The organism is Phytohalomonas tamaricis, from assembly GCF_003012345.1.
Taxonomy (GTDB): Bacteria; Pseudomonadota; Gammaproteobacteria; order Pseudomonadales; family Halomonadaceae; genus Phytohalomonas; species Phytohalomonas tamaricis.
Genome location: NZ_PVRV01000023.1, coordinates 98,666 through 122,354, shown reverse-complemented (window position 1 = coordinate 122,354; position 23,689 = coordinate 98,666). Strand labels below are relative to the sequence as shown.

The following is a 23,689-nucleotide window of genomic DNA, read 5'->3' as shown; positions in this document are numbered from 1 at the left end:
ATTCTGTCTACTTGTTACATGCCTGTTGGAATAGATGCGCGTAAGACCAGATGACTGAAAGTAGAGCTATCTACCATTCCCGACAGCGTTATCATTCAAGGCAAAGAATAATGGATACAAGCAAGGCGAATTTTATCGATGCTCTGGTCGCACTGCTTGGCGCGAATGCGATTCTCCAACCTCCAGAGGACTTTGCCCGTTATACCCAGGATTGGGCAGGTCATCGGCTTGGCGAACCTTTAGCAGTAGCGCGGCCCAAAACGACTGAAGAGGTCGCTGCTGTCGTTCGTTTATGCCGAGAAAATGGTGTCCGAATGGTGCCACAGGGCGGCCATACGGGGCTTGTGGGCGGCGCACTTCCTGATAAAGATAACAATGAGATTGTTATTAGTCTTGAACGCATGAACCGTGTGCATAGTATCGACCCGGTCGGGTTTACCATGGTCGTTGACGGCGGTTGTGTGCTGGAAGAAATCAAACGTATTGCTGAAGAACAGGAATGCTTCTTCCCGCTCTCGTTGGGCGCACAAGGGAGCTGTCAGATTGGCGGCAATATTGCCACCAATGCCGGCGGCCTTAATGTGCTGCGCTACGGAATGATGCGTGAACTCGTGCTCGGGCTTGAAGTGGTGCTACCTGATGGACGCATCTGGAACGGCATGACAGCGCTGCGCAAGGATAACCGTGCTTATAATCTCAAGCAGTTATTCATCGGCAGTGAAGGGACCCTCGGCATCGTCACTGCAGCCGTATTAAAGCTTTTTCCCAAGCCGGAGCAGACACAGACAGCATTGCTGGCGATACCTTCAGTGGCAGCGGCTATGCAGCTTTATACGCTGGCACGCCGCAGCTGTAGTGATCTGCTGTCGGCCTTTGAATTGATCCCGCGCAAATGTATGGAACTGGCTTTTGAGGCTGCTCCTCAGCTGACTGACCCGTTGGATGTCGCTTATCCGTATTATGTCTTAATGGAAACAGCGGCCACTGGGCCTGTTGATCTGGCTCAAATGATGGAGAATTTTGTGGAGCAGGGCATGACGGCTGAGCTGATACTCGATGGCGTTCTTGCCGCGAGTAGTGCACAAGCACTCCAGTTATGGTTTATCCGCGAGAGTATGCTGGAAGGGCAGCGTATGCGTGGCGAGCATCTCCGCACCGATGTATCCGTACCGATCTCAGCACTAGCCGATTTTGTCGATGAGGCGACGACTGTGGTTACGCATTATTCCCCTGAATCGACCGTCATTCCCTATGGGCACGTCGGAGATGGCAATCTCCATTTCAATATATTGCCGCCGCCAGGCATGGCCGCGGAACAGGCCGTAACGGTGTTGCATGAACTCGAAGAGCTTATCTTTGACGTGCTTGATCGCTTCAACGGCAGTATTAGCGCGGAGCATGGTATCGGCCGTATCAAGCAACAGGCTTACCTGAAACGGGCTTCCGAGGCTGAGCGGGAACTATTGGTGAGTATTAAACGCGCGTTTGATCCTGATTGCTTGATGAGTGCTGATCGCGTCCTGCCCGCCAGCATGATCAAGTCATCCATGAATAAGTAATCTGATATTCGCTTTTTCACATCAGCAGACGGCTGTTATCATGCTGTATGGATAAACAGCATTGGTGTTTCTGAGTGATAAACGGCACGCTCGATGATCCTTTCTATTACCTTGTCAATTTCTGCAATGTTCTGCGCTGGGTCCGGGCACGTTACAGTGATTTATTGAGCGCTCCGGAACAGGATTTCATTGAGTGTTTTTTATCTCTTCCTCAGGCCTCGCAAGCGTTGCTGGTCAGAATGATCATGCGCAAGGGGATAGTGTTCCGCGCCAGCAAACTGACGTATGAAGAGATCGGACTAGCTGAACAAGCCATAGTGCCTTTGCAGCAGCATGGTTGGGTCGACCTTGAACCGACACTGACACTTGAACAACTCTTTGGATTGCTGACAAAAAAAGAGATCACAGCGAATTTCAAGCAATACTTGCCCAAGGCGACTATATCCAAGAGGGAGATGCTGGAAAAGGTGCGTGAGGCATTGCAAGAAGAGAGCTCTGAAGAGGTCAGATGCTTCAAGGGCTGGTGCGAAGACGCTGATGAGTGCCTCTACGCGCTGACCATCATGGGCATGTGCGATCGATTCAGACTAATGCTCTTCGGCAACTTGCGTCAGGACTGGTCGGAATTCGTACTCGCTGAGTTAGGTGTCTACCGTTATGAGACGGTCGAATTTTCCATGTCATCACGTGCTTTTCGGACGCGCGACGATATTGACCTCTATTTGCATATCCATGACTGTCGTGAGCGATTCGAACAGGGCGAATCTGCAGTCACCATTTTAGAAGCCTTGCCAGGCCCAATAACAACTAATAGCTGGCTTGAATCTCGCCGAGCCAAACTGCTTTATCAACTAGCGCAGCACCATGAGCGAATGAACGAGCCTGCAACGGCGGTAACGCTCTATAAGGCATGTGCCTATCCCGGTGCGCGTGTCCGGCGGCTGCGTGTGCTGGAGCGCAGCGGGCAATATGATGAGGCGTTCGATGTGGCCCAAGACGCTGAAGCCACACCGGAAAGCGAAGCTGAAAAGCAGCATGTGCAGCGCATATTGCCGCGCTTACGACGTAAGCTCGGGCTACCTCAGTTGCCTAAGCAGGGCAGCATTGCGTTTGAGCGTATGACGCTTAAATTGCCTAAACCCGCGGGGGAAAGCGTTGAAGCCGCCGTGCGTGACCATCTCAGCAAGAAAGAAGGCCCGGTGCATTATGTCGAGAACACGCTGCTCAATGCGCTATTTGGTCTGTTGTGCTGGGATACGATTTTCGCAGCGGTGCCAGGCGCTTTTTTTCATCCTTTTCACGTCGGGCCGGCAGATCTGTTACGAGCCGATTTTTATCATAAACGGGCAGCATTATTTGAGGCCTGCCTGTCTCAACTCGACTCGGCAGCGTACCAAACCACGATATGGAACAACTTCGCTGCCAAGCAGGGGATTCAATCGCCTTTTATTTACTGGGAAGCCATAAGTGAGGCCTTGCTGGATCAGGCGCTGACATGCCTGCCAGCTAAACATCTTAAGCAATGGTTTGAGCGCATGCTCATTGATCTCAAGGCTAATCGCGCAGGCTTTCCCGATTTAATCCAGTTCTGGCCGAATGAGCGTCGGTACAAAATGATCGAAGTGAAAGGGCCAGGCGACCGGCTACAGGATAATCAACTGCGCTGGCTTGAGTTTTGTACACAGCACGACATGCCTGTAGCGGTGTGTTATGTGCAATGGGCGACGTCACCTTACGAGGCGTCTGAGGCGTGAAGTATCGCGTTGCGGTTCGGGCACTATGTGAATTTACAGCCAAAGCAGGCGACTTGGACCTGTGTTTCACGCCTTCTCCGTCGGCACAAGAAGGTATAGCAGGGCACGGACTGGTCGCCTCAAGACGCCATGCAGATTATCAGACTGAAATCACGCTTGAAGGCGCATATCAGCACCTTGTGGTGCGTGGACGAGCCGATGGGTATGACCCTGTATTGAATCAGCTGGAAGAGGTAAAGACCTATCGCGGTGACCTGAACCTTATGCCGGAAAACCATCGGCAACTTCATTGGGCCCAGGCCAAGATTTACGGCTGGCTACTTTGTTGCAAGCTTGAATTGCCTGAAGTCAGGCTGGCTCTTGTGTATTTCAATATCGTCACCCAGCAGGAAACCGTAATAAGCGAGGTGTTTTCACCAAACTTGCTTGAACAGTTTTTTGAACATAAGTGCAGTTTCTTTCTCGGCTGGGCAGAGCAGGAGCTAGCTCATCAGTCGGCACGTAATCAAGCGCTGCGAGAATTGCGCTTTCCATTTGGCGAATTCCGTGTCGGTCAGCGTCAATTGGCTGAGGCTGCATATAAAGCCGTAAGTACCGGGCGTTGCCTTATGCTCCAGGCGCCGACAGGCATCGGCAAGACAATGGGAACACTATTCCCACTGCTTAAAGCATTTCCTTCCCAGCAGCTCGATAAACTTTTCTTTCTTGCCGCGAAAACACCTGGGCGACGTTTGGCGCTCGATGCGCTGAAGCAATTATTGTCCAATGCCCACGCGGAGCATGAACCATCTTTGCCGCTGCGCGTACTTGAACTCACCGCACGCGACAAAGCGTGCGAACACCCTGACAGGGCATGCCATGGTGATTCCTGCCCGCTGGCACAGGGGTTCTATGATCGTTTGCCAGCGGCTCGGGAGGCAGCTCTTGAATGCCGTATGCTTGATCACCATGCACTGCGTACTGTAGCGCTAGAGCACAACGTTTGCCCCTATTACTTGAGTCAGGAAATGACACGCTGGAGCGACGTTATCGTCGGTGATTACAACTATTATTTCGATGTCAGCGCGATGCTCTATGCCATGACCAGAATCAATCAGTGGCGTGTCAGCGTACTGGTCGATGAAGCCCATAACATGATTGAGCGTGGGCGAAAGATGTATACCGCCGAGTTGGATCAGGTGGGATTTAACTACCTGCGTCGCATAGCGCCTTCAGCCCTCAAGAAGCCGCTGGACCGCCTTAGTCGCCAATGGAATATGCTCAACAAGGAGCAGGCGTCCAGTTACGGCGCTTATGACGAGGCTCCGGCCAAGTTTCTGCTAGTGCTACAGCATACTGCTTCAGCAATTACCGATTATCTCACGGAACATCCCATCGGCATCGATAGCATATTACAACGCTTTTATTTTGATGCGCTGCGCTTTGGACAAATTGCAGAACTTTTTGATGCTAATTTTCTATTCGATATCACGAAATCCGAAGGAAACGAAGATAAGAAGAGGAAAGGGCAAAGCACATCCATGCTGTGTCTACGAAATGTGGTTCCCGCGCCCTTCATGAAATTAAAATTCGAAGCCTCACGTGCAACAGTGTTGTTCTCGGCAACATTGAGCCCCGGTCATTTCTACAAGAACTTGCTGGGATTACCTGATGGCACGCCGTGGATAGAAGTCGATACACCGTTCAGCCATGAGCAGCTTGAGGTTCATGTCAATCGGCAGATATCGACGCGTTTTCAGCATCGTAGGGCATCGCTTGAACCCATTGCGGCATTGGTTGCCCGCCAATACGAAAAGTCGCCGGGCAATTATCTAACATTTTTCAGCAGTTTTGATTATCTCCAGCAAGTAGTGGAAGTGTTCAGCGCGCGGTATCCAGATATTTCGATCTGGATACAAGAACGGCACATGGATGAGCATGCGCGACAAGCCTTTCTCGATCAGTTCACATCTGATGGCCGTGGCGTCGCCTTCGCTGTACTGGGCGGAGCCTTCGGAGAGGGAGTAGATTTACCGGGGAAGCGCCTTGTAGGTGCTTTTATCGCCACGCTGGGATTACCGCAAATGAATGCTGTCAATGAACAGATCAAAAAGCGGATGCAATCACTGTTTGGCGATGGCTATCGCTACACTTATCTCTATCCCGGTATGCAGAAGGTTGTTCAAGCAGCGGGGAGGGTGATTCGTACTCAACAGGATAAAGGCGCTGTCTTTCTTATTGACGACCGGTTTACGCATGCCGAGATTCAGTACCTGTTACCCAAATGGTGGAATATCAGGCGAGAGTGAACCCTTAAGCATCGACGTAGACTTTGCTCTACCTTTTATTGGGTGATCAATGAGACTCGATGCAGTCGTTATTTGGGAGTAATGCAACATGACATCAGGGATGAATCGTTTCACCGCTCAGGTCGTTATTGTAACCGGGTCAGGCTCAGGTATCGGTAAGGCAACGGCTAAACGCTTCGATAGCGAAGGCGCTCATGTCGTTTTAGTCGGACGTACGCAGGAAAAGCTCGAAGAAGTAGCACGGGAATTATCCGATCGCACCTTCGTGAGGCCTACGGATGTCTCGAATCTAGAAGATGTTGAGGCGTTAGTTAAGGACGTTGTCGAAAAATTCGGGCGTTTAGACGTTCTGGTTAATAATGCAGGTACTGCAGCTTCGGGCAAAGTCACTGAGGCAAGCGTTGAAGATTGGCAGAAAGTGATGTCGATCGACCTGGACGGTGTTTTTTATTGCTGCCGTGCGGCAATTCCACAATTGATCAAGCAACAGGGTTCCATTATCAATGTGTCTTCAGTGTCCGGTCTGGGCGGTGACTGGGGCATGAGCTTTTATAATGCAGCCAAGGGCGCGGTTACTAACTTTACTCGTGCGCTGGCCATGGATCATGGCACCGATGGTATTCGCATCAATGCCGTTTGCCCAACGTTGACCTGGAGTGAGCTGACCAAGGATATGGCAGATGACGAGTCGCTCATGAGCGCGTTTAAAGAGCGTATTCCGATAGGACGGGCGGCAGAGCCGGAAGAAGTCGGTGATGTGATTGCATTTCTTGCCAGCCATGATGCACGTTTCGTCAATGGCGTTAATCTACCTGTAGATGGCGGTTTGTCAGCGTCCAATGGGCAACCTCGGCAAGCATGATGATATTGGTGGTTGTAAGGCGCTGCTAGTAGCAGCGCCTTCTGCAGAACCATGGTTTCGCATAATGTATATTATGTTAAATATGATATGCAAAAATAATCACGGCTCTATACTGGACCTCATTTACCTGCGTCCTTAGCTTCTCGTACAGACAGGTTTTATCTTTTAAGATCATATCCCCACATATAGTCGACATCTTCTCCGCATGAGGCCGTCATGTTGTTGGTCATCACCGTAGTTTTTGCGCTTGCCTGTTTTGGTTACGCTTTTTTTCTGGCAGCTAAAATAGTGTCTTTACTTAATACCACTGGCCAGGAACAGTTTATCGTCAAAACGAGCTGGAAAGCCGCAATCGTCATGCTATGTGGCGTTGTTCCTCTGGCCTACGTGCTGCTCAGCCATTAGCTTTGCCTATATTTTTCTCAAAGCACTACCGTTACTGTTGAGACTTAACTTAAAGGCTGCGTTTCGATATTTTAAAGAGTATCTATTTTAGAGAGTTCCAATGCCTGACATGACCAATATGCTGAGCCTTGCCGAGGATCGCTGTCACCAGCAAGGTGTGCGTTTCACCCCCATCCGCCGTCGTGTTTTCGAAATGATCAGTGAGTCGCCCAGTGGTTTAAAAGCTTATGAGTTGCTGGATCGCTTATCGAGTGAGCATGCTGCAGCGCGTCCACCTACTGTTTATAGAGCGCTTGATTTTCTGATCGAACAGGGTCTGGTTCACCGCATCGAATCCTTTAATGCCTATGTCGCCTGCCCTTGCCCTAATCATTCTCGAGGCTTCCAGTTGATGATCTGTCGCAACTGCGGGCTTGTCGAAGAGATACATCAGCACGATGTCACGACTCTGCTGGATCAAGTTGCCGCATCGCATGGTTTTTCGATTGAGCGTCAAACAATTGAGCTCTCGGGATTGTGTGCTGAGTGTCGTGCTACCTGACGTTGTGTTCTTTTTTGGTATGTTATAACATTAATTTTATTTAGGTAGGAGGAGTTATGCTCGATCTATGCATCGTCAACGCGCGAGTCGTCAATGAAGGCCGCATACAAACGCTTGATGTGGGTATCAAGGGTGGGCGTATTGCCACGCTGGCGACAAAGATCGATCAGCCGGCTCGCGAGACGCTCGATGCAGCAGGTCGCTATTTACTCCCAGGCATGATTGATGACCAGGTTCACTTTCGCGAACCGGGTTTAACCGCTAAAGGTGATATGGCCACCGAGTCAGCGGCCGCCGTGGCGGGTGGTATCACCAGCTTCATGGATATGCCCAACGTTAATCCGCCGACGTTGAACAGTGAGGCGCTCGAAGCCAAGTTTGCCCTTGCGCATGGCCGTGCATATGCCAATTACGCGTTCTACCACGGTGCGAGTAACGACAATCTCGAAGCTATCAAGTCACTGGATCCCCGTGCCACCTGTGGCATCAAAATATTCATGGGATCGTCGACGGGCAATATGCTGGTAGATGACCCTCATATTCTTGAACAAATGTTCGACCATGCGCCAATTCCGATCATCACGCATTGTGAAGATACGCCGATGATTCAAGAACATGAGCGCCGAGCACGTGAGCAGTATGGCGAAAACGTCCCTTTTCGGCTGCATGGCGAGATCCGGTCACGAGAAGCCTGCTTGAAAAGCTCAACTATGGCGGTGGAACTCGCCAAGCGTTTTGAAACCCGCCTGCATGTTTTGCATCTGACCACAGCCGATGAAATGTCGCTTTTCACGCCCGGGCCGGTCGAAGGCAAGCTGATCACCAGTGAGGCCTGCGTACACCATCTGTGGTTTTGTGATGAAGATTATGATCGCCTTGGTGCCGACATCAAATGCAATCCAGCCATCAAGACGGCGGCTGATCGGCAAGCATTGCGTGATGCCATCAACGATGGCCGTATCGACGTTATCGCTACCGATCATGCACCGCATACCCGTGAAGAAAAAAACAACACGTATTTCAAGGCTCCATCGGGATTGCCCCTAGTGCAACATGCCCTGCTTTCCTTACTTGATCAGGTCAAATCCGGTTATTTCAGCCTCGAAACTATTGTTGAGAAAACCAGCCATAACGTGGCTAAGCGGTTTGAAGTAGCCGAGCGAGGCTTCATTCGCGAAGGATATTTTGCCGATCTAGTGCTTGTCGATCTGGAAAAGACCACTACCGTTACGCCATCCTCGCTTCTCTACAAGTGTGGCTGGAGCCCGTTTGAAGGCACGAACTTCCGTGCCCAGATTTCTGCGACATTCGTTAATGGCATCAAAGTGTGGGATGGCTCACGTATTAATGCACAAGCGCCTGGCTCGCGTCTGACGTACAACCGATAATTTTGTTTTTATAAAAGGGTTATGAAATGAGAGCACGTTTGCTTCTGGCCAGTTTATTACTTGCTGCTTCGCCAGGCGTATTCGCAGCACCGCTGAAAGTTGCTGTAAGTATTGTGCCGGAGCAATGGCTGATTACGCAGTTGGGCGGCGATGATGTTGATGTGATGACGTTGGTGAAGCCCGGGCTTGAACCTGAAGAGTATTCACCTACCCCGAAACAGCTAAGTGCTTTGACCGAGACATCGATTTATTTTGCCATTGGGGTCCCTTTCGAGGCGGCTTGGCTCGATCGCATGGCATCACAGGCGCCTCAGCTCAACATTGTGGATCTTCATGAGGATTTACCGCTGCGTAGCATAGAAGCGCACCATCATGATGGCGACCACGACCACGACCACGACCATGAACATGGTCACGAAGGCGCAGCGGACCCTCATGTATGGCTCGACCCTCAGTTGATGGTTCAGATGGCTCATAAGGCTGCCGACGCTCTGGTCGAACAACTTCCTGAGCGTGCCGCAGACATCCGCGCGCGTGAAGCTGAAGTAGTCAAGACGCTCAACGACAAGACACGGGAAATCGCCAGCCAGCTCAAACCTTACGAAGGTCAATCCTTCATGGTGTATCATCCCGCTTGGGGGTATTATGCCGACCGCTTCCATCTGACTCAGCTACCGATTGAGCTTAACGGCCGAGAGCCTACGCCTAGGTCGCTAAGCGAGCTTATCGAACAGGCACGTGAACATAATATTCATGTCATCTTTGTGCAGGAACAATTCTCTCAAGCGGCGGCGCGCCGCCTGGCACAGTCACTTGATGCTGAGGTGACCACTATCGACCCGCTTGCCGCCGATTACATTGAGAATCTGCAGCGTATTACCGATACACTCGTTGCAGGTTTCGAGAAGTCTCAGCGTGATAAATCATGACCCATGCTATAGAAATTGATGGGGTATCATTTTCATTCGAGAGGCAGCTAGTGCTCGATAATGTGTCCCTGTGCGTTCCGCATGGTGGATTTGTTGGCCTGATTGGCCCCAACGGGGGAGGCAAAAGTACCCTGCTACGGCTAATGCTGGGGCTATTGGCGCCCCAACAGGGGCGGATACGTATCTTTGGACAAACGCCCACTCAGGCCTCTCGCCGTATAGGCTATGTCCCTCAGTTTGCGCGCTTTGCGCGCTCCTTTCCCATTTCGGTTGAGGATGTTGTACTGATGGGATTGCTTGGCAAGGGGCATATGTGGGGGCCTTGGCGCCGACGTGATCGCCAGAAGGTCGATGGTGTACTTGAAACACTAGAGATTACTCATCTACGTTATCGTCATATTGATTCACTTTCCGGCGGGCAACTACAGCGCGTTTTGATTGCACGTGCCCTGGCCTCTCAACCGGATGTGCTGTTGCTCGATGAGCCTACTGCAAGCGTTGATAGTAATGGTGAACGATCCCTATTTGAGCTGTTTGCCAGTTTCAAGCGTGACATGACACTGGTACTGATCTCTCATGATCTTGGCTTTATCAGCGATTATGTTGATCAGGTCGCTTGCCTGAACAGAACGTTACTGAGTCATTCAACCGAATCTGTTACGGCAGATACCATCTCCCAGCTTTACGGTGAGCAGGTCCAGATGATTCATCATCACCACTGATTGCTCTTTAGACGCAGATATCCATGGATTTTATCAACGCGCTTTTTACTCAGTCATTTCTACGCCAAGCGCTGCTTGTCGGGGTGCTGGCCAGTCTTGCTGGGGGGCTGGTCGGGCCCTATGTCGTTGTTCGCCGTATCGGCTATCTTGCTGGCGGTATCGCTCACACCGTTCTAGCCGGCATGGGGATCGCTTATTTTATTGGTAGCTCACCCATTGTCGGTGCTTTTGTTTGTGCGATTGTGGCGGCACTGCTGATCGGCTCGATCAGTTTAAGCGGTGTTGATCAGGAAGATACGCTCATTGGTGCCCTTTGGGCGGTCGGCATGGCCGTAGGTGTACTGTTTATTAGCCAGACGCCCGGCTACAACGCTAACTTGATGAGCTATCTATTCGGAAATCTGCTGTTGTCTTCTGAAGGATTAGTCAAGGTATTGCTGGCAATTCTGGTTGGATTGGCCGTTATCCTCTGGCTGATTCACCGACCATTGACAGCGGTCATATTCGATGAAGAATTTGCTCGGCTGCGTGGCGTGCCAACGAAATTTCTCTATTTATTACTGCTATGTCTCGTGGCGGTTACGGTCGTGCTATTGCTTCAGGCTGTGGGATTGATCATGGTAATCGCCCTACTGACATTGCCTGCTGCATTAGCGGGACACCATGCCCGTTCGTTGGCGGGGATGATGCTGATTGCTGCAATTGCAGGTAGTGTCTTTACTATCGGTGGTCTGGCGCTTTCATGGCAGGCCGACCTGCCTAGTGGTGCGACAATTGTCTTGCTGGCGGGAACTGGCTATATCATATCGTTGCTAAGTCGCCGGCTCATTCGTCGTTTCACTGCTTAACTTTATGCCAGGAATATTCATGAGTTCCCGATCTTTCTTTAAAACGCTGGAGGCTGCAGCAATAGGCCATTCAACTTCGCTTCAGCACGTACTCGATGCTATGCCATGGAATAATGATGGATTAGTGCCGGCTATCGCACAGCAGTACGATAGCGGCGAAGTATTAATGATGGCGTGGATGAATCGTGAAGCGCTGAGTGAAACGCTGAGTAACGGTCAAGTCTGCTACTGGTCACGTTCACGCGAAAAATTATGGCGCAAGGGTGAATCCTCTGGACAAATACAGCGCTTGAAGGATGCCTTTCTCGATTGTGATGGTGATACATTACTCTTGAAGGTTGATCAGCAGGGACCTGCTTGTCATACCGGACGGCGCAGCTGTTTCTATACGCGTCTGACTAATGATGACGCTAGCATTGTGACATCGCCTTTGATTGACCCGGCTGCGCTGTATGGTTCATCTCATTAAAACTCTAGGCGCTCGGAGTCTTCAGTTTATTGCCAAAACGGCAACCGCTGTGCTGGTTGCCGTGGTCAAAGGCTATCAATATGGCATTAGTCCGTTGCTTGGGCCCCGTTGTCGGTTTTGGCCAACCTGCTCGTACTATGCAATCGAGGCGTTACGAACGCACGGTCCCCTAAGTGGTAGCTGGCTGACACTCAAACGCCTTGGTAAATGCCACCCTTTTCACGCGGGTGGCGTCGACCCCGTGCCTCCCGCCAAATCATCGCACTGCTGCACTGGTCACCATCAAGACGACAAGAAGTGATCAGGCGTATCTTTCTGCCGTTTGGTAAATGTGCGTAAGCATCGCATGGAGCCCATTGCTGCGGGTTGGCGACAAGTGATTGTCCAATCCCAGCTTGCCCATGAAATCGGGCTGGGTCGCCATGATCTCCTGTGCAGAACGATCATTATAGATACGCAATACCACCGCTATTAATCCGGACACGATCGCTGCGTCGGATATCGCATCAAAATGCAATAGCTCTCCTTGGCGCTCGTGGCGAATCCAGACATTTGATTGACAACCTTGTAGCCGAGTATCCGAAGTCTTCCACTCATCAGGAAAAGCAGGAAGCTGCTTTCCCATATCGATGATGTATTGATAACGATCCATCCAATTGTCGAAAATCTCGAATTCTTCGATCAGTTCCGCTTGGGCATCCTGAGTACTCATAACATCTCCTCATTTATCTCGCGCCATTATAACGAGGACTCGCCCTCTTCGTCCGTATCTTGAGACATCAACGTATGCCGGGTGAGCTGCTGTTGCCACTCTTGGGCTTCGGCATGCAGGTATCGAGCAGTGGTATCGAGGCGGGAATGTCGGGCGGTTTTGGCTAGATAGCGTAGCTCTACACCAGATTGGGCCTGGTGAGTAATGGCAGTATGACGTAACCAGTGTGGAGAGGCATGCCGCAACTGACGAGTCAATTCCGGCATGTCACTCGTGGTTTCAAGAGCATCCGCAGCCTCACTAAATTCCGTTTTTATTAGTCGATAGAGCTGGTTGTCGCTGAGACCGCTTACGCCATTAAGTGCTCGGATAACCGGCGTCGCTTCATCTTCATGCGGTAGCCCTTCGAGCCCCAGGGTTGCACGCCATTCTCGTAACAGCGTCTGCATGTCAGGTGTTAATGGCACCTGGGCGCGTTTGCCCCCTTTGCCGATGACACGCCACCACCACTGCCCCTCGCGCTTGATAAAATCATTCATTCGCGCAGCACTCATTTCGCTGATACGCGGCCCCAAGAGATAGGCGAAACCGAAAATGAAACGTAGGCGTGCCTGACAATAATGCTGGCGGGGTGTCGCCTCGGAGATTAATGAGATATCCAGCCTTTGCTGCCAAAGCCACTTCCACAACGGACGCTCCAGATAGCGCTCAATACTCTCATGACGGTTATCGAGACGCCGGCGCTTATCACGCATCAGTCGAAAAGGATTATGTTTCAACCAACCCGCCTCAACCAGCCAGGCAAACATGCCTTGAAGGATAATCAGCGTTTGCCGGCGACTGGAGGCGGATAATGGTGAGCGAAAGGGTCGCCATAACGGGGAATGGCGCGGCTTTGAAGGCCCTACCCAGCGCTCACTGGGCTGAGGATTGGCAAGAAATTCATCGTAAATGTCCACGCGCTGGCGGTTCATATCGCCAAGCGTAAGCCCTTGTTCACGCAGCCACAGTAATAAGCGTTCAGCTTCCTTGCGATATTGGCGCAATGTTTGCGGGCTGGCGCGGTATTCAGCCAACCAATGCTGTACGGCAGTTACATCATCCTGCGCCTCTATAAGCGGTGTGCCCATTTCATGATGGTCAACGTCAAGAATTGACACTGGCCAGCGTGTTGCCTCCACGTCTTGTCCGGTCATGACGAGTGAATAAGCTCCCTCTTCATTCATTATCCTGACACCATATTTCTGTTCGGAGCGTTCTGGCGCTAGCGGGCTCATTCATGAATGCCTGGCTACTATGTGGCTATGATAATGCAAAAATTCAAGATAAGACGCGTAATCTTGAATTTATTATGTATTTGATAAAATATATTACGTATTACATATTACGTAAATTTTATTATTTATGTATTTACCGCTATGCTTGTAGTGTATAAAACGCTTAAATCAGTCATGCAGAACGGAATCGATCACTTCATGATAAGCAGCAACGCTAGGGATCAAGGGATATTCCCAAGGAGATATCATGGCTCGTAATGGTGTGCAGTACGAAGATGTGCAGCGCGCGATCGAGACACTTTTACAGCGAGGCGATGTACCCAGTGTGCAACGCATCCGTGAAGTGCTGGGTACAGGTAGTTTCACTACCATCAGTGATCATTTGCGTGAATGGCGTACACGACGTGATGAAAATCGTGATGCGCCCCTGCCCCAAGCCATTCCCGAGCGCTTACATGACGCTTTGGCAGGGCTATGGCAACAAGCTCAGGATGAGGCATTTGAAGCGCTAGCTTTCTATCGGCATCAGGCGGATGAGAAAGTCGAGCAAACGCTTGAAGAGGCACGTCTGACTCAGCGGCGTGCAGAAGATGCCGAGCAGCGTTTGCATGCATTAGGTGAGCGTTTTGATCAGACCCAGACACGTCTGGATGAAAAGACATCGGCTTTAGCACGCCTGGAAAGCGAAGTTGTGCAACTTCGTCATGGCCTTGAAGAGCGCGATGCTCGCCTGGAAACGCGCGATGCTCAGATCGAAACGCTAAGCGAGGAGCGTGAGCGTCTGGATCGAGAGCATCAGCAGGCTATGGAGGAAATCGAGCAGATGAACCGCAGGCGTCTGACACAAGAAGAGTCCCGTCATGAAGCTGCGGAAAATCGACTGATGCAACTCTTGGATGCGGCTCGTCAGGAAAAGCAGGAACTAGAGAAGCAGTTTCGACGTCGTAGTGAACAGCTTGAAGAACGTATTGACCGGCTCAATGCGCAGCTTGAAGAGCAGCGTCGCGCATTGCAGGAAGAAGAGCGTCGTCACCGCGACCTGACATGGCAGGCGCAGCAAACAGAGCAGTTACTACAGGAAAGTCGCGGACGTGAGGAGCGTACCAGCGGTGAGTTGGCTGAACGCGAGCAAGAACTTCTGAAAGTGCGTACGGAACTTCGCGTTTTGCAGGAAAGGATTTCCCGCACGCCTATGCCCCCTTTTGTATACTGAATTAGTTTCCTTCAGGCATAAAAAACGCCCGGTCAGTCAATGACCGGGCGTTTCTCATTGAGGTATACACTTACCGATAATAGGCGTTGGTAGTATCAGTATGATCGGTAACGTCGCGAACCGCAGTCAATTCAGGAATACGTTCCATCAAGGTCCGTTCGACGCCATCTTTCAACGTTAGATCAACTGCCGCACATCCTTGGCAGCCACCACCAAATTGCAATACGGCGATATTCTCATCAGTCAACTGGATAAGCTTGATCTCGCCGCCGTGCGACGCCAGGCCCGGGTTGATTTCGCTATAAAGAATATAGTTGATGCGATCTTCCAGCGGACTATCGGCGTTGACCTTGGGCATCTTGGCATTTGGTGCCTTTATAGTCAGCTGCCCTCCCATGCGATCGGGATTAAAGTCGACCACGGCATCTTCAAGAAAGGTCAGACTATTCTTGTCTAGGTAGACGGTAAACTTCTCTAGGGCGATCTGTTCATCAGTAGGTTCTTCTTCGCCGGGTCGGCAATAGGCCAAGCATGTTTCAGCATATGGGGTGCCCGGCTGGGTAATGAATACACGTACGCCGATACCTTCGACGCTTTGCTTGGATAACAGCTCGCCAAGATATTCTTGAGCGCTATCCGTAATTTCAATGATCTGGCTCATGATACGGTCTCTATTACAATATATTTGGCGTTATGATACGCCATTCACGCCTTTTTAGACAATCCTGAGTGTTTTGCTCAGGAAAGAACTACTGCCGTAATATCCAAGCTTCTGCTACTATCCTTGCCCACAAATTTCTTCCACCTATTACCGCTGGAGTTTGCCGTCGCTCATGGCTACCTCTAAATTCGACGCCATTAACCGTGCCCTTGCTGACCGTATTCTGATTCTTGACGGTGGCATGGGGACCATGATCCAAGGCTATCGTTTCGGAGAAAGCGACTTCCGCGGTGAGCGGTTCAGTGACTGGCCGAGTGAAATCACGGGCAACAATGACCTGCTCAGTCTGACTCAGGCCGACACCATCAAATCATTGCATCGGGATTATCTTGAGGCTGGTGCAGATATTGTTGAAACCAATACCTTCAACAGCACGCGGCTTTCCCAGTCTGACTATGGTATGGAAGCGCTGGTGCCTGAGCTTAATCGCGAATCGGCACGTCTGGCCCGTGAAGCCTGTGATGAAGTGGCTCAGGAAACAGGAATACCGCGCTTTGTTGCCGGCGTATTGGGGCCCACCAGCCGTACTGCATCTCTTTCGCCTGATGTAAATGACCCCGCCAAGCGTAATATTACGTTCGATGAACTAGTTGAGAATTACCTCGAATCTGCCGAGGCTCTGATTGAAGGCGGTAGCGATCTCATCCTGATCGAGACAATCTTTGACACCTTGAATGCCAAAGCTGCGATTTATGCGCTCGAAGTGCTGTTTGAACGTCGCAGTGAACGCCTTCCGGTCATGATCTCAGGTACGATTACGGACGCATCCGGGCGTACCCTTTCCGGCCAGACTACTGAAGCGTTCTGGAATTCTGTACGTCATGCCAAGCCGATTTCGATAGGTCTGAATTGCGCGCTAGGTGCGGAAGACCTGCGCCCGTATCTTGAAGAACTGTCCAAGAAAGCCAATACGCATGTCAGTGCACACCCTAATGCCGGCTTGCCCAATGAATTTGGCGAATATGATCAGTCTGCCGAAGAAATGGCTGCCATTGTTCGCGAGTTCGGTGAGAGCGGCTTGGTCAATATCATTGGCGGCTGCTGTGGCACGACACCTGAGCATATCGCCGCGATCAAAAATGCAATGCTTGATCTGTCGCCACGCAAGATACCAACCATCGAACCCGCTTGCCGACTTTCAGGATTAGAGCCATTCAATATCACGACCGACTCGCTATTTGTAAACGTCGGTGAGCGCACCAACATCACGGGGTCCGCCCGGTTCAAGCGCTTGATCCTGGAAGAAGATTACTCCACGGCGCTAGAGGTAGCACTTGAGCAAGTAGAGAGTGGTGCTCAGGTCATCGACATCAATATGGATGAAGGCATGCTGGATTCTCAGGAAGCGATGGTGCGCTTTCTCAATCTGGTAGGCTCTGAGCCTGACATTTCTCGTGTGCCGATCATGGTCGACTCCTCCAAATGGGAGATCATCGAGGCGGGACTCAAGTGCATTCAAGGCAAGGCAATCGTCAATTCAATTTCACTGAAAGAAGGTGAAGAGAAATTCCGTGAGCAAGCGACGATATGTCGCCGCTTTGGTGCTGCCATTGTAGTCATGGCATTTGATGAAGTGGGTCAGGCCGATACATTCAAGCGCAAGACAGAAATCTGTGAACGCGCCTACCGTTTGTTGGTCGATGAAATTGGTTTCCCAGCCGAAGATATCATTTTTGACCCGAATATCTTCGCTATCGCGACAGGTATTGAAGAGCACAATAATTACGCTGTCGATTTCATTGAAGCGACCCAGTGGATTCATGACAACCTGCCCCATGCGATGATTTCAGGGGGGGTGTCTAACGTCTCCTTCTCGTTTCGTGGCAACAACGGTGTGCGTGAAGCGATCCATTCCGTATTTCTGTATCACGCCATCAAAGCCGGTTTGACAATGGGTATTGTCAATGCGGGTCAGCTTGCCGTCTATGATGATTTGCCCGCTGAGCTGCGAGAAGCGGTTGAAGACGTTGTACTTAATCGACGCGAAGATGGCACTGAACGTTTACTTGATATTGCCGAGCAATACAAAGGTGATGGCAGCAATACGGCACGCAAGGAAGATCTTGAATGGCGTAGTTGGGAAGTCGAAAAGCGTATCGAACATGCCTTGGTGAAAGGCATTACTGCGCATATTCTTGATGATACTGAACTCGCCAGGCAACGTGCCGCCCGCCCTATTGAGGTTATTGAAGGGCCTCTGATGGATGGAATGAATGTCGTTGGCGATCTATTCGGCGCCGGTAAGATGTTCCTTCCTCAAGTCGTCAAGTCAGCGCGGGTCATGAAACAAGCCGTGGCTTACTTGATTCCCTACATCGAGGCTGAAAAAAGCGGTGATGCCCAGAGCAAGGGCAAAATTGTTATGGCCACGGTCAAGGGCGACGTGCATGACATAGGCAAGAATATCGTTGGGGTTGTCCTACAGTGCAATAATTATGATGTTGTTGACCTTGGCGTCATGGTGCCCGCCGAGAAGATTTTACAAACAGCACGAGAGGAAAAGGCCGATGTCATTGGCCTTTCCGGTCTGATTACACCATCGCTTGATGAGATGGTACATGTCGCTAAAGAAATGGAACGACAAGGCTTTAATTTACCGCTGCTGATTGGGGGCGCCACTACCTCCAAGGCACATACGGCGGTCAAGATAGAGCCGAACTACTCCCATCCAGTAGTTTACGTGACGGATGCATCTCGGGCGGTCGGCGTTGTAAGCCGATTGTTATCACCCGGGTTACGCGACGCATACGTAGGTGAGATTCGTGCTGAATACGAAAAGGTGCGTGAACGTAACAGCAAGCGCCGCCCCAAGGCCGCGGATATTACGTATGCTGAAGCACGTAAGCGGCGATTCAAGACCAATTGGGATGCCTACACTCCTCCAGCGCCTTCGTTTACTGGTATCAAGGTGTTCGACGATTATGATCTTAAAGAGCTGGCTGGGCTTATCGATTGGACGCCGTTTTTCATGAGCTGGCAACTTGCTGGCAAGTATCCCAAGATCCTTAAGGATGATGTGGTGGGTGAAGCAGCGCGTAACTTATACGCTGATGCACAAGCTATGCTGGATAAACTTATCACCGAGAACCACCTACAAGCACGGGGTGTGATTGGCATTTGGCCAGCCAATACAGTCGATGATGATGTAATTGAAGTTTATGCAGATGATTCACGCCAGCAGGTCATTCGGCAGTTGCATCATATTCGTCAGCAGAGCACTAAAAATAAAGATGGAATTTGTTATAGCCTGGCGGATTTCATAGCGCCTGCCTCTGTGAATAAAGCGGATTGGATTGGTGGATTCGCTGTTACGACCGGACATGGCGCCGATGAACTTGCCAAGCAATATGAAAAGGCTGGTGATGATTACAATGCCATTATGGTAAAAGCTTTGGCTGATCGATTGGCTGAAGCTTTTGCTGAGCGTATGCATGAGCGTGTACGCAAGGAATACTGGGGATATGCAGCTGATGAACAGTTAGATAACGATGGGTTGATCAGTGAGAAATATCAGGGTATCCGCCCTGCTCCTGGCTATCCGGCTTGTCCTGATCATACCGAAAAAGCAGCTCTATTTGAGTTACTTCAGGCAGAGCGTAATACAGGTATGACATTGACCGATAGCTACGCCATGTGGCCGGCAGCAGCTGTTTCGGGATGGTATTTTGCTCATCCGCAATCACGTTATTTTTCAACGGGTAAAATCACGCGTGATCAAGTTGAGGTTTTAGCTGCACGTAAAGATATGGACATTGTTGAACTTGAACGTTGGTTGTCACCGGTTTTGTCTTATTAATTATTATTGGAGTAGCATTATTGCTACTCTTTTTAAATTTAAAAGATAACGGTATAAATTATAAATAGTTTACATTCCACTAATAAAAAGAGCGGCCATATAGGCCGCTCTTTTTATGTCGCATATTGATTATTAATGAGGGTTACGTTTCTGATGCAATTCTCTATTACGTTGACGCGCTCGTAACGATTTACGCAACATCACATAAGTGGCACCAACACCACCGTGGCGAGGTAAAGCACTCGCGTAGGCTTGTACTTCCTCAAATTGCCCAAGCCATTTGGCTATGTAGGAACGTGCAATATTGGCATGACTATCATCACGCTTGCCTCTGCCATGCACAATTAGCACCGAACGTAATTCATGCTGGTGCGCATCACGAATGAATTTAAACAACTCGCGACGACACTCCGAGAGCGGACGGCGCAACAAGTTGAGCTGAGACTCGACGGGATACCCCCCCTGGCGTAATTTATCGACAACCCCGGTCTGAATACCATCGCGACGAAATTCGATGGGATCATCAGACGATAACAACTCCACGAATTCATCCGATAGGAAGTTACTCTCCTCCTCGCCTCCTTGGGCGCTTGCACGTCGTGCCAGTTGGGCTTGAGTGGGTTCTTTGCGTGGCTGGGATGCTAGTACTTTGTCGGTGCCCTTGCTTAAAGGCCTGACATCTGCCATCGCTTCGCTAAATATTTGATATTCACGCTCATCAAAGGTCATTGGCACGTCTCCTCCCGGTCGGCAGTCAGGCGGGCAACTGTTCCCTCGGTCCTGCTTATTTCAATTTACATCTATTACCATAGCGCGCCATTATCCACGGCTGTCATTATTTATTTTTCACATCTGTATTCACTGGCACCGTTAACGCGCCCAACGGGCAATCAAGAATCTGTCTACGGCTCGCTCGCTCATCTGCCAATACACGGGCTATATCGGAAAAACGAGCATCAGGGACTTTATCATTGAGAGGTATTGGCCATGGTAGTCGTTCGCTAAATTCCCATAATGTCAGATTATCAAGCGATCTCGATAATACCCAGCCTCCATCATTAACAGGAGCAACAAACCCAGCCTTCATTAACGGATCAAGCAATAAGTGATAATGTCCTCCCAATAATCGTCTTAACTGTTTACTGGTTAATGTTCCCCCCTGAAGATGGACTTCCTGCAGGCGAAACAGTACGCCGATAGCCTGCCAGAAACATGGCCAACGCCGCCAATCGGCCTGCTGGGATTCTCCCAACCAAGAGGCTAATTCAGCACCAAATAAAATGATGGCCCACGATAGATAAATCCATAGCAGAAAAAGTGGTACGGCTGCGAATGCGCCATAAATGACTTGATAAGAGGGAAAATTGCTTACGTATAACGAAAAGCCCAGTTTAGCAATTTCCAATGCAACCGACACCAGTGCAGCTCCTGCAGCCGCATGTCGCAGTTGGACACGATAATTGGGTACTGCCAAATAGATAAACAAAAACGCCAGGAAGCTCAGTAACGGTGGAACCAAGCGCAAGAAGTACTTGCCACCGCCCACCCATGAAGCTGCATTGCTAATAAATGTTAACGACGTAAGATACGATGACAAGACTAATCCGGAACCAATCAAAATAGGCCCGAGCGTCAACATTGCCCAATACAATAGAAAACTGGACACACCCTTACGACTGTTGGGGACCCGCCAGATATTGTTAAAGGCGCGCTCCACGGTAATCATCATCAGAACGGATGTCACGAACAGGAACAACACACCGACGACGGTAAGATTTCGCGCCTGGCTGGTAAAACTGTTGAGATAACCGAGTACCGTTTCGCCTGTAGCAGGTACAAACTGGCTGAACACATACTGCTGCAACCGATCACCTACCCCCTGAAAATTGGGAATAGCCGCCAGCATGGCATAAAGCACCGTCGTCAAAGGCACCACAGCGAAAAGGGTTGTGTAGGTCAGCGCAGACGCTGTCTGTTTCCCATCGTGACTATTGAAGCGTTTAACGAGCTCTCGCATGGCGATGACAGCACGAGGCAGTTGAATGTTCTGCAGAAGTTGTGGCTTGTCCATGAAGCGCTCTAGAATGACCCTAATCGATTGATTTATCGAGTTCCTTGGCGTGGGATACGGTTTGCCTGTTCGCCGTATCATAATCCAAATATTCGATGTGATATAAGACCTTGGCATTGCTGGCAATGTAACGGTCCTATCTTGATTATAGGAATATCGCCAGCTTAGTTCGTCCAGCAGAACGCGTTACTGTTCTTCATTCAATAACATGGGTGCTCGTTAGTATCCTGAAATGCCATTAACTCAGAAGTCGAGGAATCACATGAGCGATCCCTATATCCTAGTGCTTTATTATTCTCAACAGGGTGCCACGCGCCAACTTGCCGAGCAAATAGCTGCGGGCATCGAGGAGGTACCAGGGATCAGCGCACGGTTACGTACCGTGCCCAGTGTCTCAACGGTCTGTGAAGCCGTGGCTTCAGAGATTCCGCCAGAAGGCGCGGTCTATGCTTCCTTGGATGATCTGCGCGATTGTGAGGGGTTGGCGATTGGAAGCCCGACCCGTTTTGGCAACATGGCGGCCGCTTTGAAGTATTACCTCGACTCAACATCCTCGCTATGGATGAACGGCGCGCTTATCAATAAGCCAGCCACAGCCTTCACTTCCACTTCGAGTATTCATGGCGGTCAGGAAGCCACCTTGATGACCATGCTTATCCCCTTGCTTCATCATGGCATGGTCTATGCCGGCGTCCCTTATAGCGCCAAGGCATTGTTCGACACAACATCAGGCGGCACGCCTTATGGTGCCAGTCACTTTGCCGGGCCAAAAAACGATCGTACTGTCGATGAACATGAACGTGCACTGGCTCGCTTCCAAGGGCGACGTTTGGCAAAGCTGGCAAAAGCACTCAAGCCACTGCGCGAAGAATAATCATGTTCAGCTATCTAGATCGACTTGAAAAGAAATACGGCCTACCAGAGGTTACCCGTAGAGCTAGGCGTTATACGTGGGGAACCTACGGCCTTCTTTTCCTCGTGGCCTTAAGCAGTGGTATGGCCATTTATCGTCAGGGCGGTGCTGAGCTGATGCCGGTATTGATCAGATTGTTGCCCCTGGCACTTTTCCTGCCCGTCTTGATGACCGAGCGTGTCAGAGGTTATATCTGGCTTGCATTTATCAGTGTGCTTTATTTCATTCAAGGCATCGTGATTACATCGTTACCTCAGCATGCCTGGCTTGGCTGGTTTGAGATGCTTGCATCAGTGGCGTTATTTCTATGTGCAGTGATATTTGTACGTTGGCGACGTCGGCAGTTAAAAACAGCGGGTAGCACTAAAAACACGCCATGATGCTAAGCAAGATTGAGAATATACAGGCAGAACACGACATCATCCTTTATGTTTGATGCCTATTAGTCGACACACCCTAACCCAGCCCTACTCAACGTCTATTGGTTTTAGAGACATTGAGGAGCAAGACGATGGATCATGTGCTTCTTAAAGAGGGAACTGAGATGAGTCAGGATATCGCAGGTATACGCCGGGACTATACCGGTACTAATCTCGACACCGCTACCACCCCTGAAACGCCCTTCCCACTCTTTTCAGAATGGTTAAGAGAAGCCATCGAAGCGGAACCGGATGATGCCACTGTGATGACACTGGCAACAGCCGATAGCAGCGGCGTCCCCCATGCACGTATCGTACTGCTCAAGGGCTTTGATGAGTCAGGCTTTGTCTTCTACACCAACTATCAGAGCCACAAGGGTAGCGAGCTTGCCACCATGCCTCGTGCGGCGCTGGTGTTCTGGTGGCCAACATTGCACCGCCAGGTACGTATCGAAGGCAAAGTCGAGCAGGTTTCCAATGAACAATCCGAAGAGTATTTCCACAGCCGCCCTCGTGATAGTCAGCTAGGGGCCTGGATTTCGCAGCAAAGTGTCGAAATACCGGATCGCCAATGGCTGGATGATCGCCGTGCACGCTTTGAGCGTGCCTATAATGATCAAGAGGTTGAACGACCCGGCCATTGGGGAGGCTACAGTGTCATACCAGACATGATCGAATTCTGGCAAGGCCAGCCTAGCCGCTTGCACGATCGTATTCGCTACCATTGGCATGAACGCGAGCATCATTGGCAGAGGGTTCGCCTTGCACCTTGAGCGCTGTTTACCCAGCGCTTAGTGCAAAA

Annotated in this window: 22 protein-coding genes; 17 read left to right on the top strand and 5 right to left on the bottom strand. The window is 50.5% G+C overall.

The window, feature by feature from the left end:
* Positions 1 to 110 precede the first annotated feature (110 nt).
* The 12 genes from C3Z11_RS11985 to yidD all read left to right on the top strand — a co-directional run bounded on the left by C3Z11_RS11985 (position 111) and on the right by yidD (position 12,066).
* Complete coding sequence (locus C3Z11_RS11985; RefSeq protein ID WP_106478190.1) at positions 111 to 1,559, top strand: FAD-binding oxidoreductase; 1,449 nt, start codon at positions 111 to 113, stop codon at positions 1,557 to 1,559.
* Between the two features lie 74 nt (positions 1,560 to 1,633).
* The gene (locus C3Z11_RS11980) at positions 1,634 to 3,313 is read left to right on the top strand and encodes a VRR-NUC domain-containing protein (protein WP_106478189.1); all 1,680 of its coding nucleotides are present in this window, start codon (positions 1,634 to 1,636) and stop codon (positions 3,311 to 3,313) included.
* On the top strand, positions 3,310 to 5,601 hold the full coding sequence (locus C3Z11_RS11975) for an ATP-dependent DNA helicase (RefSeq protein WP_106478188.1): 2,292 nt from the start codon (positions 3,310 to 3,312) through the stop codon (positions 5,599 to 5,601). Before C3Z11_RS11980 ends, C3Z11_RS11975 begins: the two co-directional genes overlap by 4 nt.
* 88 nt (positions 5,602 to 5,689) lie before the next feature.
* Complete coding sequence (locus C3Z11_RS11970) at positions 5,690 to 6,463, top strand: SDR family NAD(P)-dependent oxidoreductase (RefSeq protein WP_262927383.1); 774 nt, start codon at positions 5,690 to 5,692, stop codon at positions 6,461 to 6,463.
* A gap of 216 nt (positions 6,464 to 6,679) precedes the next feature.
* Positions 6,680 to 6,868 carry a hypothetical protein gene (locus C3Z11_RS11965; RefSeq protein ID WP_106478186.1) on the top strand — a complete coding sequence of 63 codons (189 nt, stop codon included), beginning with the start codon at positions 6,680 to 6,682 and terminating at the stop codon, positions 6,866 to 6,868.
* A gap of 100 nt (positions 6,869 to 6,968) precedes the next feature.
* Positions 6,969 to 7,409, top strand: a complete 441-nt coding sequence (locus C3Z11_RS11960) for a Fur family transcriptional regulator (RefSeq protein ID WP_106478185.1) — start codon at positions 6,969 to 6,971, stop codon at positions 7,407 to 7,409.
* A 56-nt stretch (positions 7,410 to 7,465) separates the two neighbouring features.
* The gene (locus C3Z11_RS11955) at positions 7,466 to 8,797 is read left to right on the top strand and encodes a dihydroorotase (protein WP_106478184.1); all 1,332 of its coding nucleotides are present in this window, start codon (positions 7,466 to 7,468) and stop codon (positions 8,795 to 8,797) included.
* Between the two features lie 26 nt (positions 8,798 to 8,823).
* Positions 8,824 to 9,726, top strand: a complete 903-nt coding sequence (locus C3Z11_RS11950) for a metal ABC transporter solute-binding protein, Zn/Mn family (RefSeq protein WP_106478183.1) — start codon at positions 8,824 to 8,826, stop codon at positions 9,724 to 9,726.
* On the top strand, positions 9,723 to 10,448 hold the full coding sequence (locus tag C3Z11_RS11945; protein ID WP_262927382.1) for a metal ABC transporter ATP-binding protein: 726 nt from the start codon (positions 9,723 to 9,725) through the stop codon (positions 10,446 to 10,448). The genes C3Z11_RS11950 and C3Z11_RS11945 overlap by 4 nt, the downstream gene beginning before the upstream one ends.
* 23 nt (positions 10,449 to 10,471) lie before the next feature.
* Complete coding sequence (locus tag C3Z11_RS11940) at positions 10,472 to 11,296, top strand: metal ABC transporter permease (RefSeq protein WP_106478181.1); 825 nt, start codon at positions 10,472 to 10,474, stop codon at positions 11,294 to 11,296.
* A 19-nt stretch (positions 11,297 to 11,315) separates the two neighbouring features.
* Positions 11,316 to 11,765: a phosphoribosyl-AMP cyclohydrolase gene (gene hisI / locus C3Z11_RS11935; RefSeq protein WP_106478180.1), complete on the top strand. Its 450-nt coding sequence runs from the start codon at positions 11,316 to 11,318 to the stop codon at positions 11,763 to 11,765.
* Positions 11,749 to 12,066, top strand: a complete 318-nt coding sequence (yidD, locus tag C3Z11_RS11930; protein WP_106478179.1) for a membrane protein insertion efficiency factor YidD — start codon at positions 11,749 to 11,751, stop codon at positions 12,064 to 12,066. The genes hisI and yidD overlap by 17 nt, the downstream gene beginning before the upstream one ends.
* On the opposite strand, the gene C3Z11_RS11925 is transcribed toward yidD, so the two are convergent.
* Both C3Z11_RS11925 and C3Z11_RS11920 read right to left on the bottom strand, forming a co-directional pair.
* Entirely contained in the window at positions 12,067 to 12,477 is a 411-nt protein-coding gene (locus C3Z11_RS11925) for a SufE family protein (RefSeq protein WP_106478178.1), read from the bottom strand.
* A gap of 26 nt (positions 12,478 to 12,503) precedes the next feature.
* A complete protein-coding gene (locus C3Z11_RS11920) occupies positions 12,504 to 13,607 on the bottom strand; it encodes a tyrosine-type recombinase/integrase (RefSeq protein WP_262927402.1) in 1,104 nt (367 codons plus the stop codon).
* A 394-nt stretch (positions 13,608 to 14,001) separates the two neighbouring features.
* Here C3Z11_RS11920 and C3Z11_RS11915 point away from each other — a divergent pair, with 394 nt between their 5' ends.
* Positions 14,002 to 14,967, top strand: coding sequence for a DNA-binding protein (locus C3Z11_RS11915; RefSeq protein ID WP_106478177.1), 966 nt, complete (start codon positions 14,002 to 14,004; stop codon positions 14,965 to 14,967).
* A gap of 70 nt (positions 14,968 to 15,037) precedes the next feature.
* Here the strand turns inward: C3Z11_RS11915 and nfuA are convergent, their stop codons facing one another.
* Positions 15,038 to 15,628, bottom strand: a complete 591-nt coding sequence (gene nfuA, locus C3Z11_RS11910; protein WP_106478176.1) for a Fe-S biogenesis protein NfuA — start codon at positions 15,626 to 15,628, stop codon at positions 15,038 to 15,040.
* A gap of 172 nt (positions 15,629 to 15,800) precedes the next feature.
* Between nfuA and metH the strand changes: the two genes are divergently transcribed.
* Positions 15,801 to 19,484, top strand: a complete 3,684-nt coding sequence (gene metH, locus C3Z11_RS11905) for a methionine synthase (RefSeq protein WP_106478175.1) — start codon at positions 15,801 to 15,803, stop codon at positions 19,482 to 19,484.
* Between the two features lie 132 nt (positions 19,485 to 19,616).
* Here metH and smrA read toward each other — a convergent pair whose 3' ends face one another.
* Both smrA and C3Z11_RS11895 read right to left on the bottom strand, forming a co-directional pair.
* A complete protein-coding gene (smrA, locus tag C3Z11_RS11900) occupies positions 19,617 to 20,213 on the bottom strand; it encodes a DNA endonuclease SmrA (protein ID WP_106478174.1) in 597 nt (198 codons plus the stop codon).
* Positions 20,214 to 20,319: 106 nt separating this feature from the next.
* Positions 20,320 to 21,555 carry a YihY family inner membrane protein gene (locus tag C3Z11_RS11895; protein WP_158701037.1) on the bottom strand — a complete coding sequence of 412 codons (1,236 nt, stop codon included), beginning with the start codon at positions 21,553 to 21,555 and terminating at the stop codon, positions 20,320 to 20,322.
* A gap of 262 nt (positions 21,556 to 21,817) precedes the next feature.
* On the opposite strand from C3Z11_RS11895, the gene wrbA reads away from it, so the two are divergent.
* The 3 genes from wrbA to pdxH all read left to right on the top strand — a co-directional run bounded on the left by wrbA (position 21,818) and on the right by pdxH (position 23,660).
* Entirely contained in the window at positions 21,818 to 22,429 is a 612-nt protein-coding gene (wrbA, locus tag C3Z11_RS11890) for an NAD(P)H:quinone oxidoreductase (RefSeq protein ID WP_106478172.1), read from the top strand.
* Between the two features lie 2 nt (positions 22,430 to 22,431).
* Positions 22,432 to 22,848, top strand: a complete 417-nt coding sequence (locus tag C3Z11_RS11885; RefSeq protein WP_262927381.1) for a DUF2069 domain-containing protein — start codon at positions 22,432 to 22,434, stop codon at positions 22,846 to 22,848.
* 164 nt (positions 22,849 to 23,012) lie between these two features.
* On the top strand, positions 23,013 to 23,660 hold the full coding sequence (gene pdxH, locus C3Z11_RS11880; protein ID WP_106478528.1) for a pyridoxamine 5'-phosphate oxidase: 648 nt from the start codon (positions 23,013 to 23,015) through the stop codon (positions 23,658 to 23,660).
* The last annotated feature ends 29 nt before the right edge of the window (positions 23,661 to 23,689 follow it).

What these genes read in the sequence shown, in the direction of transcription:
- C3Z11_RS11970 (WP_262927383.1), top strand. Translation starts at nt 5,690, where the DNA reads ATGACATCAGGGATGAATCGTTTCACCGCTCAGGTCGTTATTGTAACC.
- C3Z11_RS11965 (WP_106478186.1), top strand. Translation starts at nt 6,680, where the DNA reads ATGTTGTTGGTCATCACCGTAGTTTTTGCGCTTGCCTGTTTTGGTTAC.
- pdxH (WP_106478528.1), top strand. Translation starts at nt 23,013, where the DNA reads ATGAGTCAGGATATCGCAGGTATACGCCGGGACTATACCGGTACTAAT.
- C3Z11_RS11925 (WP_106478178.1), bottom strand. Translation starts at nt 12,477, where the DNA reads ATGAGTACTCAGGATGCCCAAGCGGAACTGATCGAAGAATTCGAGATT.
- yidD (WP_106478179.1), top strand. Translation starts at nt 11,749, where the DNA reads ATGGTTCATCTCATTAAAACTCTAGGCGCTCGGAGTCTTCAGTTTATT.
- C3Z11_RS11895 (WP_158701037.1), bottom strand. Translation starts at nt 21,555, where the DNA reads ATGGACAAGCCACAACTTCTGCAGAACATTCAACTGCCTCGTGCTGTC.
- C3Z11_RS11915 (WP_106478177.1), top strand. Translation starts at nt 14,002, where the DNA reads ATGGCTCGTAATGGTGTGCAGTACGAAGATGTGCAGCGCGCGATCGAG.
- C3Z11_RS11955 (WP_106478184.1), top strand. Translation starts at nt 7,466, where the DNA reads ATGCTCGATCTATGCATCGTCAACGCGCGAGTCGTCAATGAAGGCCGC.
- C3Z11_RS11960 (WP_106478185.1), top strand. Translation starts at nt 6,969, where the DNA reads ATGCCTGACATGACCAATATGCTGAGCCTTGCCGAGGATCGCTGTCAC.
- C3Z11_RS11885 (WP_262927381.1), top strand. Translation starts at nt 22,432, where the DNA reads ATGTTCAGCTATCTAGATCGACTTGAAAAGAAATACGGCCTACCAGAG.
- C3Z11_RS11920 (WP_262927402.1), bottom strand. Translation starts at nt 13,607, where the DNA reads ATGGGCACACCGCTTATAGAGGCGCAGGATGATGTAACTGCCGTACAG.
- hisI (WP_106478180.1), top strand. Translation starts at nt 11,316, where the DNA reads ATGAGTTCCCGATCTTTCTTTAAAACGCTGGAGGCTGCAGCAATAGGC.
- wrbA (WP_106478172.1), top strand. Translation starts at nt 21,818, where the DNA reads ATGAGCGATCCCTATATCCTAGTGCTTTATTATTCTCAACAGGGTGCC.
- C3Z11_RS11940 (WP_106478181.1), top strand. Translation starts at nt 10,472, where the DNA reads ATGGATTTTATCAACGCGCTTTTTACTCAGTCATTTCTACGCCAAGCG.
- C3Z11_RS11985 (WP_106478190.1), top strand. Translation starts at nt 111, where the DNA reads ATGGATACAAGCAAGGCGAATTTTATCGATGCTCTGGTCGCACTGCTT.
- C3Z11_RS11945 (WP_262927382.1), top strand. Translation starts at nt 9,723, where the DNA reads ATGACCCATGCTATAGAAATTGATGGGGTATCATTTTCATTCGAGAGG.
- C3Z11_RS11950 (WP_106478183.1), top strand. Translation starts at nt 8,824, where the DNA reads ATGAGAGCACGTTTGCTTCTGGCCAGTTTATTACTTGCTGCTTCGCCA.
- metH (WP_106478175.1), top strand. Translation starts at nt 15,801, where the DNA reads ATGGCTACCTCTAAATTCGACGCCATTAACCGTGCCCTTGCTGACCGT.
- smrA (WP_106478174.1), bottom strand. Translation starts at nt 20,213, where the DNA reads ATGACCTTTGATGAGCGTGAATATCAAATATTTAGCGAAGCGATGGCA.
- nfuA (WP_106478176.1), bottom strand. Translation starts at nt 15,628, where the DNA reads ATGAGCCAGATCATTGAAATTACGGATAGCGCTCAAGAATATCTTGGC.